Here is a 12,392-nt window from a genome sequence, read left to right as displayed (position 1 = left end):
GGTTTTCTGAGCATAGATCGCCGCAGGCGCCGTGCAAGCACAGTGCTATCACTTTGTGACTACTACCTGTTCACCAAATCCGCAGGCTGTTGCGGTCGCTGTCGCTGCGACCTCGCAGGGCCTTCAGGAGCTTTCCCGCACCATCAGCTCAAAGCCCAGGTCCTGCTGCGCATTCGCCACCCGCTTGCCATCCAGCAACGCCAGCAGCGCCTGCGCCGCGCCCCGACCGACGGCAGCCCGCGGTGTGCGGATCGACGTCAGGCGCGGCACCATGTGGGCCGAAGCCGGCAGGTCGTTGAAGCCAACCATCGCCACCTGGCGTGGCACCTCCACCCCTTGGCGCAATGCCTGCAGCACTGCACCCTGGGCCAGGTCGTCGTTACAGAAGAAGATACCGTCGACATCCGGGGCCTGCTGCAGCAACTGGCTGAACAACGTACTGCCCAACGCGATCGACGAAGGCTCCGGTGCCAGCACTTCCAGCTCGGCCGCCTGCAGGCCGGCCTCGGCCAGCGCCTGGCGAAAGCCCTCGGCCCGCTGCATCACCCGCGGGTCGAGCTGTGCAGCAATGAAGGCAAGGCGCTTGCGCCCGCGCTCGATCAAGTGCCTGGCAGCTGCGCGCCCGGCCTGCTGCTGCGAAAAGCCGACCGACAACGCCCCCGGCTCACCGTTGAGTTCCATCATGTGCACACACGGCACACCGCTGGCGGCCAACATCTGCCGGGCCGTATCGCTGCGATCGAAACCGGTCAGCAGCATGCCGCAAGGCTGATACGCCAGGTAGTTGCGGATCAGGTTCTCTTCTTCGGCAAGGTCGTAGTGATAGTTGCCGATCAGCACCTCAAACCCACGCGGGCGCATGACCTCGTGAATCGCCTCCAGGGTGTCGATGAACAACTGGTTGGACAGCGACGGGATCAGCACCACCACCGACTGGCTGCGTGCCGAGGCCAGCGCCCGGGCGGCATGGTTGGCCACGTAGCCAAGGTTTGCGGCTGCGGCAATGACTTTTTCGACAAGCTCCGGCGCCACTGTGCTGACCCCGCGCAGGGCGCGCGAAGCGGTAATCGGGGAAACCCCGGAAAGTCTGGCAACTTCTGCCAGCGTGGGACGACCTGTAGTTCGGGAGCCGGTGCGGGACATGGATGTTGTAATTTTACTACTTGCAAGGAGAGGGAACGGCCACTAAGGTAGCGCTGTCTCAGGACGCAGGCAATGTAATCTTTGGTAGCAGCCATCACGCGCTCGCCACCAGGCGTCCATACTGCGTAAGGACAAGACCAATAACACCGGGGAGGTGGCTGTACGTCTGAGACGAGACAGCGCTATCTCACCCCGCAGGAGGTACTGATGAATTCTCCCCTGTCCGCCATTGTGGTGATGGGCGTGGCCGGTTGCGGCAAAAGCTGCATCGGTGCCGCCATCGCTGCCAGAAGCGGCGGCCGCCTGATCGAAGGCGACGCTTTCCACCCTGCCGAAAACATTCGCAAGATGAGCGCTGGCATCCCGCTGGACGACAGCGACCGAGCCGGCTGGCTGGTGCGCCTTGGTAAAGAGCTGCAAACCACTACCCAGGCCGGTGAGCGTCCCATCCTGACCTGCTCGGCACTCAAGCGCCGCTATCGCGAAACCCTGCGCGAGGCGATGCCAGGGCTGGTGTTCGTGTTCCTCGAACTGACCCCTGCCGAGGCCGAAAAGCGCGTGCTCGCCCGCCCCGGCCACTTCATGCCGGCCAGCCTGATCGATAGCCAGTTCGCGGCCCTGGAATCGCCACGCGGCGAACCGCTGACCCTGGCACTGGACGCCACCCAGCCCATCGATGCACTGGCCGAAGCGGTAGACCGCTGGCTAAAGCACTGCGGTGAGCAGGGCCTGGCGCAAACCGCCTGAACCTGGCGGTTTTCCCGGCTCACCAAAGACAGCGCTACCCCGACCCGCGAACGCGGGCAAAGTTCCACATAGCTCCGCCCAAAACAACGATAAGACCGAGGCCTTCAAACCATGTTCGGACTGGCTACTGATACCTTCCTGCTGCTCGACGCGCTGGTTACCATCGTCGGGCTGATCCTGCTGATCACCCATTTCAAGGTGCACCCCTTCGTCGCCCTCACCCTCGCGGCCGGTTTCCTGGGCCTGACTTCCGGCATGCCGGTGGCCAAGGTCATGAAATCGTTCCAGGACGGGTTTGGCGGCGTGCTTGGCTTCGTCGGCATCGTGCTCGCCCTGGGCACCATGCTTGGCAAACTGATGGCTGATTCCGGCGGGGCCGACCAGATCGCGCAAACCCTGATCCGCGCCTTCGGCAAGAAGAACGTGCATTGGGCGATGATGTTCGCCGCCTTCCTGGTGGGCATCCCGCTATTCTTCGAAATCGGTTTCGTCCTGTTGATTCCATTGGTGTTCATCGTCGCCCGGCGCTCCGGGGTGTCGCTGGTGAAGATAGGCATTCCGCTGCTGGCCGGCCTGTCGGTGGTACACGGCCTGGTGCCACCCCACCCAGGCCCACTGCTGGCAATCGGCATTTTCCACGCCGACATCGGCAAGACCATCTTCTACGGCCTGATCGTTGCGCTGCCTACCGCGATCATTGCCGGTCCGCTGTTCGGGAACTTCATCTCCCGCTATATCCCGGGCAACCCGTCCCAGGAACTGATGGACCAGATCGCCAAGGAATCCGATCAGGGCAACCTGCCGAGCTTCAGCATCACCCTGATCACGGTGCTGCTGCCGGTGGCGTTGATGCTGCTGAAAACCTTTGCCGACGTGGTGCTGCCTGCCGAGCACATCGTGCGCCAGTGGATGGACCTGATCGGCCACCCGATCACCGCCCTGCTCGCCGCCCTGCTGCTGGCCTTCTATACCTTTGGTTCCGCGCGCGGCTTCAACCGCCAGCAGATCATGAAAATGCTCGACCAGAGCCTGGCGCCTACCGCCGCCATCGTCCTGATCGTCGGTGCCGGCGGCGGTTTCAAGCAGATGCTGGTCGACACCGGGGTGGGTAATGTGATCGGGCAGATGGCCGTGCAGGCTGAAATTTCACCGATCATGCTGGCGTGGCTGGTGGCGGCGGTGATCCGCATCGCCACCGGCTCTGCCACGGTCGCCACCATTACCGGCGCGGGCATCGTCGCGCCGGTGATCGACCTGGTACCGGGGGTGAACCGTGAACTGCTGGTGCTGGCCACCGGTGCCGGCTCGCTGATCCTGTCGCATGTGAACGACGCCGGCTTCTGGCTGGTCAAGCAGTACTTCAACATGACCGTGGCGGAAACCTTCAAGACCTGGAGCATGATGGAGACCATTCTTTCCATCGTGGGGATCATCTTCATCATGCTGCTGTCGCTGGTGGTGTAACCGTTGATCGGGGTAATGGCACCATGACGTTCCGGCTAGGGCCGAAGGGAAATATGAGTCCTGACCGAAGCAAAGGAGCTTGCCATGCCCCGTTCCAGCATCCTGCTGATCGCCCTCCTCGCCTCGCCGTTGGCGCTGGCCGTCGGCACCGGCCCGACCTACCCCGACGACCCGCATAGCTCCGCGCCGCAACCTGGCGCGGATAGCACCCTCAACCCCATCGAAAAACCCATGCCGCGGGATACCGACCCGCGCATAAAGGGTAACGACCCGGACAGCCCACCTGCGGAGCAGACTGACGACCGCGATTTGCCCGGGATGGGCGGCAGTGGCTCGGAGGGGGCTCAGGGCCAAGGTGACACCGGCACAAACCCGGGTAATCGCCCCTGAAGCCATCGTTGCTACCCCGTCACCACTGGCGCTTGTCAGGCCGGGTCAGGCCCAGTTTCTCGATCCGGTACCGCAGCATGTCCCGTGACAGCCCGAGCATGCGCGCCGACTTGGTCACGTTCCAGTCGGTGCGGTCCAGGGTCTTGCACACCAGGTCGCGCTCCATGTCCGGCAGGCTGGTACCGGGCTCCGGTTCATGCCGGGGCATTTCGAACATGGCCGGCGCCGGTTGCTGCACCAAAGGCTCATCAACCAAGGCCATACACAGGTTGAGCTGATGCGCCTGCACCACCTCGTTGGGGGCCAGCAGCACTGTCTGCTCCAGCATGTTGCGCAGCTCGCGCACATTGCCAGGCCAGCTGTAACCGAGCATCAGGCTTTCCGCCTCGGCAGAAAAGCGCAGGTTGGGCTTGCCATAACGCCGGCCATGGTGGGCCAGGAAGTGACGCGCCAGCAGCAGTATGTCCTGCCCTCGCGCAGACAGGCGTGGCACTTTCACAGCAATGATGCGCAGGCGGAAAAACAGGTCGCGGCGGAACTTGCCCTGCTGCACCATCTGTTCCAGGTTACAGTTGGTGGCGCTGATCACCCGCAGATCGACCTTGCGCTCCTTCACCGCGCCAATCCGGCGGATGCTGCGGTCTTCCAGCAGTTTCAGCAGCTTCGCCTGCAGCACCAGGTCCATCTCGCCGATCTCGTCGAGGAACAGGGTGCCGCCATCGGCAGCCTCTACCAGCCCGACACGGCGCTCCTTGGCATCGGTGAACGCGCCCTTCTCATGGCCGAACAGTTCGGCTTCCAGCAGGTTGGCAGGGATCGAGGCGCAGTTGAACTCGATGAACGGCCCCTTGCTGCGCGAGCCGTCAAAATGCAGCGCGCGCGCCACCAGTTCCTTGCCAGTGCCGGTTTCACCTTCGACCAGCACTGGCGGCAAGTCGTCGCTGGCCATGCGCCGCTCGGCATCGAGCACCTGGCGCAGGGTGTGCTTGAGGGTAAGCATGGTGGGCGACTCGCCAATCATTGCCTGTAGCCCGGACTTTTGCGCTTCGCGCTCCTGGTAGAACGACAACGTGCGCTCCAGGCGCTCGGTCGCCAAGGCCTTGTCCAGGGTGAGCTTGAGCTCGGCCAGCACCACCGGCTTGGTCAGGTAGTGGAAGGCCCCCTCCTTCATGGCTTGCACGGCATCTTCGACATTGCCGTAGCCGGTCATCATGATCACTTTCAGGTCCGGCGCCTGGACCACCAGGTTGCGCAGCAGGTCGTGCCCGCTCATGCCCGGCAGCGAGTTGTCGGTCAGCACCGCGTCGGGCTGGAACCGGCTGATTTGCTCCAGGGCAAGCTCCGCGCTGTGGCACACGGTGACCTCGTAGCCCTTCAGGCTCAGGTACGTGCGAATGTTGTCGGCGAGGATTTCATCATCCTCGACTACCAGGATGTTGTGCTCCATAGTCCCCTCCCGCTGCGATATTGAATGTAAGGCTGACGCGGGTTCCTTCCTCTTCGCGGCTGCTCAGGCTGACCGAGCCGCCAAAACGTTCCATGATGCGCTTGACCAGGGCCAGGCCGACACCAAGGCCGCCCTGCTTGGTGGTGAAGAATGGCTTGAATACCTTCTGTTCCTGCTGTTTGCTCATGCCCTTGCCAGTGTCGGTGAGCACGAACTCGGCGCGCAGGCCCTCCTGCACGATGACCTGGGCATTGAGCATGCCGCCGGTGGGCATGGCCTCCAGGGCATTGGCGAACAGGCTGTTGAGAATCTGGGTAAGCTGCAGCGGCTGGCTGGCCACCCACTGCACGTCCGGCCCTTCGAAATGGAAGCGTACGCCGTTGCGCTCGATCTGCTGGGCGAAGGCCAGGTGGGTATCCTCGATGGCCGCCACCAGGTCCACTGGCTCGGGTTCGTCGCTGCTGGGGCGCAACGACACCAACAGGTCGCGCACCCAGCGTGACATACGGTCGACCTGGCTGATGATGTCGCTGATGTTCTTCTGCGCGGCGGGGTTGGCGATGTCCTGGGCCAGTTCGGCACTGGAGCGGATGTTGGCCAGCGGGTTGCGCAAACTGTGGGCCACCGCCGACGACATTTCGCCCAACGCCACGTAGGTTTCACTGGCCACCAGCCGGTCCTGCTGCAGGCGCAGCATCTGCGCCGCCCGGCGCACGATCCAGAACAGCCCGAAGTAGATCAACGCGCCCCCCACCAGGGTCGAGGCCCAGATCAGCACATAGCCGCGCTGAATGCGCCGAATCAGGTCCTGCGGCTCCTTGTAGATTTCCACCATGGCCAGCACCTGCTCGCCCTGGCTGTCGAACAGCGGGATGTAGTTCTCGATGAACAGATAGCGTGGATGACGCTGAAACTTCTGTTCCTCGCGGTCTTCCTCGGCCTTGTGATAGCTGGCCGATACAGCCTTGCGCGAGCGGAAGGCGCGGTCGAGGTCGTCATCGGCATCAATGCGCTTGCCGATCAGTTCGGAATTGGTGGACCAGACGATGGTGCGGTCGCGGGCGTAGACATTGGCCAGCAAGGTGTCCGGCAGGTGCTCGACATGGTCGAGGAACTCGATCCGCGTAGATTCAGCCAGTGCCGGGCTGAACTGCAGGTGCTGCAGGTCCAGGCGCGGGTCGAGCAATTCGCCCATGGTGGTACCCGGCGGCAACTGCGAATGGCGCACCTCGGCCTGGGCCATGGCCTGGATGAACTGTGCGGTGAGCATTGCGTCCCGCTGAACGCTGTCACGGACCACGAATCGAGTCGAGACATACCCCAGTCCACCCGCGACCGAGGCGATGATCAACAAGCTGATGACCGAAAACCAGCGCAACAGGTTGAATTCATGCAGGGGTAGAGCGAGACCGCTGGCGGTCGCACTGGCCTTGTCGGGCGCTTCGTTTTCCAGCATCTGCATCGCGTGGTTCCCGCGCAGGGCGTCCGTTCAGAAATGCATCGACCCGGGCATGCCGCCGTTGGATGACATTCCACCTAGGCAGCCATGGCTGCCATTTGTCGCGTGTGGTGCTCCACAGATACGAAGCAAAAACCCAGCCAATCGATTAAACAAAAGACAATTCTATATATATCAGTCGCTTACTGAACATACTTCACCCCCAATAGCGGATATTCCCCCACTATTGGGTACCTTTTACCCATCTTAATCAAATCGTTTCACATCAATAGCTTATGAGTACAAGTGAAATTAGATTATGAGCTTTCTGCCAGGCGAAAAATCAGCGAAACCCGCGTGCCATGGCCTTCACTGCTGCTAAGCCGAACCGTACCGCCGAATCTCTCCATGATGCGCTTCACCAGCACCAGCCCCACCCCCAGCCCACCTTGTTTGGTGGTGAAGAACGGCCGGAAAGCCATACGCAGTTGTTCTTCGTTCATGCCCTTGCCATTGTCGGACAAACGCAAGATCAGGCTGCGCCGTTTCTGCCGCACGACCTCGATGCGCAGTCGGCCACCTTGTTCCATCGATTCCAGGGCATTGGCGATCAGGCTGCTGAACACCTGGCGCAGTAGCGCTGGGTGCCCTAGCACCTGCACGGCCGGTAACGGTTGCAAGTCCAGGGTCACCCCGCCGCGCGCCAGCGGCACCGCGTAGGTTTGCAGGCTTTCCTGCACTGCCTGCGACAAGTCCACTGCCACCGCCTCATCGTTCAGCGGGCGCAGGGACTGCAGCATCTGGCGGATCCACTGCGACATGCGATCGACCTGGCTGATGATGTCATTGACCTGGCGTTGCGCCGGGCCTTCGTCAAATGCCTGGGCCAGCTCTGCACTGGAGCGGATGCTGGCCAGCGGGTTGCGCAGGCTATGGGCCACCGCAGATGACACTTCGCCCAGTGCCACGTAGGTTTCACTGTTGATCAGGCGCTTCTGCTGCACCGCCAGCAACCGGGCGGCGCGGTGCATGATGCCGTAGAGGCCGACATACACCAGCGCGGCGCCCACGGTGATCGCCAGCCAGATCAGAACCAGGCCATGCTCGATGCGCACGATCAGGTCATGGGGCTCCTTGTAGATTTCGACCATGGCCGTGACCTGCTCGCCATCGGCATCGAACAGCGGAATGTAGTTCTCGATGAACAACTGCTCGGGTGGGGTCACGAACTTCTGCTCGGAGCGGGCCTGTTCGAAGTTGTGGTAGCTGGCCGACACCCGCATCTTGTACTGGAACGCCCGGTCCAGGTCGTCGTCGCCCTCGATCAGCCTGCCGATCAACGCCGGGTTGCTGGACCAGATCACCGTGCGGTCCGGGGCGTAGATGTTGGCCAGCAGCATGTCGGGCAGGTGGGCGATGTGGTCGAGGAACTCACCGCGGGCCTTGCGCCGGGCATCCGGGTCGACATCAGGGAGGTTGGCGCGATCGGTGCGCGGGTCCAGTAGCTCGCCCATGGTGCGCACGTTGGGGATAGACACATGGCGTACTTCGGCATCGGCAATGGAGGTGATGAATTGCGCGGTGAGCAAGGCGTCGCGTTCGACGCTTTCGTCGATGATGAAGCGGCTGGAAATCAGCCCCAGCCCCGCAGCTACCGACAGGATGATCGCCAGGCTGACCCAGGCGTACCAGCGCAGCAGGTTGAACGGCTTGCGCGGGGCGGCCAGCTCGCTACCGGCAGGCACTTCAATGGCGTCGGAACGAGGGGCGAGGTCCATGATGGACTCCACTGCTGGGCACCTTCAGATGGTTATAGCCCAGAGTTGGGGAAACCATAGTGCTAAATTGATAGCATCCGCCGAAGGGTCATTCCTGTCGTGAGCGCGGCCATGGGTTGTCGCTTACAACGGCGAATCATCCGCCAGCCCTTGCAACTTGCGATACTCCCGCAACACCGTGGGCACATAACGCCGGGTTTCGGCGAACGGTGGTACCGCGCCGCGCCGCAGCACGGCATCCGGGCCGGCGTTATAGGCCGCCACGGCCAGGGTGATGTCATTGTCGAAAAGCTTGAGCATCTGCTTGATGTAGCGTGCTCCGCCCTGCACGTTGTCTTCCGGGTCCAGGCGGTCTTCCACGCCCATTTCGCGCGCGGTATCCGGCATCAGCTGCATCAGCCCCACTGCCCCCGCCCGGGAACGCGCCTTGGGGTTGTAGCCGGACTCAGCCTTGATCAGCGCATGGAGCAGCGCCGGCGGTACATTGTGGATGCGGGCCGCCGTGGCGACCACTTCGGCGTACGGGCGCCCGGTGATCATCTGCGCCTTGGCCGGACCGGCCTGGGCCAGCGGTTCGCTGATCACCTTCTCGTAGTGGCGCCCGGGTCGATGGACGTTGCTCAATACGTAGCCGCCCTTGGCATCGATGGAGATGTACATATCGGCCTGGGCAGTACCTGCCGCCAGCCAGAACAAGCCAAGGATGAGTCCACGCATGTCGGCCGCCTCTTCGTCGTGGCCCCCGATGTGGGGGAAATCCCCCGGAAAACCCGAGGACGCAGACCACGACGCAAGCACTGTGCCGCTTCCTGTGCCGCATGGCGCAAGGCCCCGAGGCAGACGTGCACGGCTGTTGCATGCTGCCTGGCAACCTGTGTTCCCATGCAGTGGAGGGCTTCACCATGCAGCGCAGATCCAACCCCCAACGTGGCTTCACCCTGCTTGAACTTTTGGTGGTACTGGTGGTGCTCGGCCTGCTGGCCGGCATCGTCGCGCCCAAGTATTTCAGTCAGCTGGGCCGCTCCGAGGCCAAGGTAGCGCGGGCGCAAATTGAGGGGCTGAGCAAGGCCCTGGACCTGTACCGCCTGGAGGTCGGCCACTACCCCAATAGCGAGCAAGGCTTGCAGGCTCTGGTGATTGCCCCCAATGGCGAACCTCGCTGGACCGGTCCCTACCTGCAAAAAGCCGTGCCACAAGACCCGTGGGGGCGCCCGTATATCTACCGGCAGCCTGGCGAGAACGGCGGTGAATACGACCTGCTGTCAATGGGCAAGGACGGCCAGCCGGGCGGTGACGGGGAAAATGCCGAAATCACCAGTTGGCAATAGGGAGAGCCGCCATGCGCTACAGCCTGAAGGCCCTGGGTAGGCAGGGCGTGGTGCAGTTGCAGATTGACGCCGAGGACGCTGACCAGGCGCGCCGCCTGGCCGAGGACCAAGGCCTGCGCGTACTTAGCCTGCGCGGCAGCGGCGGTGCCTTGCGGGGTATGGCCTGGCGGCGCGAAGCGGCGTTCGACCTGGTCCTGTTCAGCCAGGAACTGTCGACCTTGCTCAATGCCGGCCTGCCGCTGATCGATGCATTGGAGAGCCTGGCAGAGAAGGCACCGGCTTCAGCCGCGCGCAAAGTGCTGAGCGAACTGGTACGCCAATTGTACGAAGGCCGCTCGCTGTCACAGGCCTTGGGCCAACAACCCCGCGTGTTCCCGCCGCTGTACGTGGCACTGGTGCAGTCAAGCGAGCGCACCGGGGCGCTGGGTGATGCTCTCGCCCGCTACATCAGCTATCGCCAGCGCCTGGACCTGGTCCGGCAGAAGCTGGTGGGCGCTTCGGTATACCCCTTGCTGCTCTTGCTGGTAGGGGGTGGCGTGGTGCTGTTCCTGCTTGGCTACGTGGTGCCGCGGTTCAGCCAGGTATTCGAAGGCATGGGCACCGAGCTGCCCTGGCTGTCGCGGATGCTGATGCAGATCGGCCTGTTCCTGCATGCCGAGCAGTTGCCCCTGGCGTTGGCCACTGTCGCTGGCGTAACGGCGCTGTGGCTGCTGCGCCGGCACCCCCGGGTACGGCACTGGGCATCCTGCCAGCTGCGGCGTCTGCCGGCCCTGCACCAGCGCCTGATGATGTATGAACTGGCGCGCTTCTACCGCTCGCTGGGTATCCTGCTGCAAGGTGGCATTCCCATCCTTACCGCCATGGGCATGGCCCGTGGCCTGCTCGGCAGCGCGGCAGCCCAGGGCCTGGAACAAGCCAGCCAGCGGGTCGGCGAAGGCCTGCCGCTGTCCGATGCACTGGAAGCCGGCCACCTGGTCACGCCGGTGTCACTGCGCTTGCTGCGGGCCGGCGAGCAGTCCGGCAACCTCGGTGAGATGCTGGAGCGCTGCGCCGACTTCCACGACCAGGAAATCGGCCGTTGGGTGGAATGGTTCGTCAAGCTGTTCGAGCCGTTGCTGATGACCTTCATCGGCTTGCTGATCGGCCTGATCGTGATCCTCATGTACATGCCCATCTTCGAGCTGGCCTCAAGCATTCACTGACCAGGTGACCACGTTCACCTGGCGGAGCGCCTTTGTGTCGCGACGGGCTGCTTTGCGGCCCTGAAATCCTCTACCATGCCGCCAATCGATGATGGATCCGCACATATCATTCAGCGTGATAATGACCTTCGTCCCGTTCGATTCGTGCCTCACGCGCAACACACTCACACTCCGCCCACTACTAATACATTGGCGGAGTTCTCCATGGAACAATCACTCAAACCCTTGCGCTTCCCCCTCGCTGCTTTGGCAGTGGTGGTGATCAGCGCTTGCGGTCGAACCCCCGACGCCGTGCAGGCTCCCGCCGCGCCCAAAGTCAGTGTGGCCAAGGTGATCGAGCAACCGATCAACGAATGGGACGAGTTCACCGGCCGCCTCGAAGCCCCTGAAACCGTCGAAGTGCGCCCACGGGTCTCCGGCCAGATCGACCAGGTCGCCTTCACCGAAGGCGCCCAGGTCAAGAAAGGCGACCTGCTGTTCCAGATCGACCCGCGCCCGTTCCAGGCTGAAGTCCGCCGCCTTGAAGCCCAGCTGCAACAGGCCAAGGCCACCGCCATCCGCAGCGCCAACGAAGCCCGCCGGGGTGAGCGCCTGCGTGACAGCAACGCCATCTCCGCCGAACTGGCCGAATCGCGCAGCAGTGCCGCCGCCGAAGCCCGTGCCGGGGTGGACGCAATCCAGGCCCAACTCGACCTGGCCCGCCTCAACCTCAGCTTCACCCGTGTGACCGCGCCCATCAGTGGCCGCGTCAGCCGTGCCGAGTTCACCGCCGGCAACATCGTCAGCGCCGATGTCACGCCGCTGACCAGTGTGGTCTCGACCGACAAGGTCTACGCCTACTTCGACGCCGACGAGCGCGTGTACCTCAAGTACACCCAGCTGGCCCGCGAAGGCCAGCGCGGCCAGACCACCCCGGTGTACCTAGGCCTGACCAACGAAACCGGCAACCCGCACCTGGGCCAGATGAACTTCGTCGACAACCAGGTGAACCCGCGCACCGGCACCATCCGCGGCCGTGCGGTGTTCGACAACCGCGACGGCCAGTTCACCCCGGGCCTGTACGCACGCCTGAAGCTGGTCGGCAGCGCCCAGTACGATGCCGTGCTGATCAACGACGAGGCTGTCGGCACCGACCTTGGCAAGAAGTTCGTACTGGTCATGGACAAGGACAACAAGGCCGCCTACCGCGCCGTGGAACTGGGGCCGAAGCTGGAAGGCCTGCGGATCGTGCGCAGCGGCCTGGGCAAGGAAGACCGCATCGTGGTCAAGGGCCTGCAGCGGGTACGGCCTGGCTCGGCGGTCACCCCCGAGGAAACCCCGATGGCCAGTGAGCAGACCCTCGCCGCCCTCGCCCAGCAGCGCCAGGCCCTGGAGGCCAGCACCCCGGCGCCGAAGGTGGCGGGCAACAACGTGAAAGTCGCCAGCGCCCAGGCGCCACGCGGTTAAGGGACCACA

The 12,392-nt window shown here is 63.5% G+C and carries 11 protein-coding genes; 6 read left to right on the top strand and 5 right to left on the bottom strand.

All coding sequences use genetic code 11. The features are described 5' to 3' along the window. Positions 1 to 123: 123 nt before the first annotated feature. Positions 124 to 1,143, bottom strand: coding sequence for a LacI family DNA-binding transcriptional regulator (locus tag OO258_RS07270; RefSeq protein ID WP_266029487.1), 1,020 nt, complete (start codon positions 1,141 to 1,143; stop codon positions 124 to 126). 207 nt (positions 1,144 to 1,350) lie between these two features. Here OO258_RS07270 and OO258_RS07265 point away from each other — a divergent pair, with 207 nt between their 5' ends. From OO258_RS07265 to OO258_RS07255, 3 genes are all read left to right on the top strand, one after another. Then, positions 1,351 to 1,890 (top strand): gluconokinase, encoded by a 540-nt coding sequence (locus tag OO258_RS07265; RefSeq protein WP_110743010.1) that lies wholly within the window; start codon positions 1,351 to 1,353, stop codon positions 1,888 to 1,890. Between the two features lie 111 nt (positions 1,891 to 2,001). After that, positions 2,002 to 3,354 carry a GntP family permease gene (locus tag OO258_RS07260; protein WP_003253832.1) on the top strand — a complete coding sequence of 451 codons (1,353 nt, stop codon included), beginning with the start codon at positions 2,002 to 2,004 and terminating at the stop codon, positions 3,352 to 3,354. Between the two features lie 84 nt (positions 3,355 to 3,438). After that, complete coding sequence (locus tag OO258_RS07255) at positions 3,439 to 3,744, top strand: hypothetical protein (protein ID WP_266029485.1); 306 nt, start codon at positions 3,439 to 3,441, stop codon at positions 3,742 to 3,744. Between the two features lie 19 nt (positions 3,745 to 3,763). Here OO258_RS07255 and OO258_RS07250 read toward each other — a convergent pair whose 3' ends face one another. The 4 genes from OO258_RS07250 to OO258_RS07235 form a co-directional block, all read right to left on the bottom strand. Further along, positions 3,764 to 5,191: a sigma-54-dependent transcriptional regulator gene (locus OO258_RS07250; protein ID WP_266029483.1), complete on the bottom strand. Its 1,428-nt coding sequence runs from the start codon at positions 5,189 to 5,191 to the stop codon at positions 3,764 to 3,766. After that, entirely contained in the window at positions 5,160 to 6,653 is a 1,494-nt protein-coding gene (locus OO258_RS07245) for a sensor histidine kinase (RefSeq protein WP_266029481.1), read from the bottom strand. The genes OO258_RS07250 and OO258_RS07245 overlap by 32 nt, the downstream gene beginning before the upstream one ends. Before the next feature lie 293 nt (positions 6,654 to 6,946). Continuing rightward, positions 6,947 to 8,407, bottom strand: coding sequence for a sensor histidine kinase (locus OO258_RS07240; RefSeq protein WP_266029478.1), 1,461 nt, complete (start codon positions 8,405 to 8,407; stop codon positions 6,947 to 6,949). Positions 8,408 to 8,530: 123 nt separating this feature from the next. Continuing rightward, the gene (locus tag OO258_RS07235) at positions 8,531 to 9,124 is read right to left on the bottom strand and encodes a transglycosylase SLT domain-containing protein (RefSeq protein WP_266029476.1); all 594 of its coding nucleotides are present in this window, start codon (positions 9,122 to 9,124) and stop codon (positions 8,531 to 8,533) included. Positions 9,125 to 9,309: 185 nt separating this feature from the next. Here OO258_RS07235 and gspG point away from each other — a divergent pair, with 185 nt between their 5' ends. From gspG to mexE, 3 genes are all read left to right on the top strand, one after another. Continuing rightward, positions 9,310 to 9,735 carry a type II secretion system major pseudopilin GspG gene (gene gspG, locus OO258_RS07230; protein ID WP_110743299.1) on the top strand — a complete coding sequence of 142 codons (426 nt, stop codon included), beginning with the start codon at positions 9,310 to 9,312 and terminating at the stop codon, positions 9,733 to 9,735. Positions 9,736 to 9,746: 11 nt separating this feature from the next. Next, positions 9,747 to 10,937, top strand: coding sequence for a type II secretion system F family protein (locus tag OO258_RS07225; protein ID WP_266029473.1), 1,191 nt, complete (start codon positions 9,747 to 9,749; stop codon positions 10,935 to 10,937). Between the two features lie 204 nt (positions 10,938 to 11,141). Further along, positions 11,142 to 12,383 (top strand): multidrug efflux RND transporter periplasmic adaptor subunit MexE, encoded by a 1,242-nt coding sequence (gene mexE / locus OO258_RS07220; protein ID WP_266029469.1) that lies wholly within the window; start codon positions 11,142 to 11,144, stop codon positions 12,381 to 12,383. Positions 12,384 to 12,392: the final 9 nt, after the last annotated feature.

Source organism: Pseudomonas sp. DCB_BI (genome assembly GCF_026240995.1).
Lineage (GTDB): Bacteria > Pseudomonadota > Gammaproteobacteria > Pseudomonadales > Pseudomonadaceae > Aquipseudomonas.
This window is presented reverse-complemented; position numbering and strand designations above follow the sequence as displayed.

Coding starts and splice junctions, on each gene's coding strand:
- OO258_RS07270 (WP_266029487.1), bottom strand. CDS start 1,143: ATGTCCCGCACCGGCTCCCGAACTACAGGTCGTCCCACGCTGGCAGAA.
- OO258_RS07265 (WP_110743010.1), top strand. CDS start 1,351: ATGAATTCTCCCCTGTCCGCCATTGTGGTGATGGGCGTGGCCGGTTGC.
- OO258_RS07260 (WP_003253832.1), top strand. CDS start 2,002: ATGTTCGGACTGGCTACTGATACCTTCCTGCTGCTCGACGCGCTGGTT.
- OO258_RS07255 (WP_266029485.1), top strand. CDS start 3,439: ATGCCCCGTTCCAGCATCCTGCTGATCGCCCTCCTCGCCTCGCCGTTG.
- OO258_RS07250 (WP_266029483.1), bottom strand. CDS start 5,191: ATGGAGCACAACATCCTGGTAGTCGAGGATGATGAAATCCTCGCCGAC.
- OO258_RS07245 (WP_266029481.1), bottom strand. CDS start 6,653: ATGCAGATGCTGGAAAACGAAGCGCCCGACAAGGCCAGTGCGACCGCC.
- OO258_RS07240 (WP_266029478.1), bottom strand. CDS start 8,407: ATGGACCTCGCCCCTCGTTCCGACGCCATTGAAGTGCCTGCCGGTAGC.
- OO258_RS07235 (WP_266029476.1), bottom strand. CDS start 9,124: ATGCGTGGACTCATCCTTGGCTTGTTCTGGCTGGCGGCAGGTACTGCC.
- gspG (WP_110743299.1), top strand. CDS start 9,310: ATGCAGCGCAGATCCAACCCCCAACGTGGCTTCACCCTGCTTGAACTT.
- OO258_RS07225 (WP_266029473.1), top strand. CDS start 9,747: ATGCGCTACAGCCTGAAGGCCCTGGGTAGGCAGGGCGTGGTGCAGTTG.
- mexE (WP_266029469.1), top strand. CDS start 11,142: ATGGAACAATCACTCAAACCCTTGCGCTTCCCCCTCGCTGCTTTGGCA.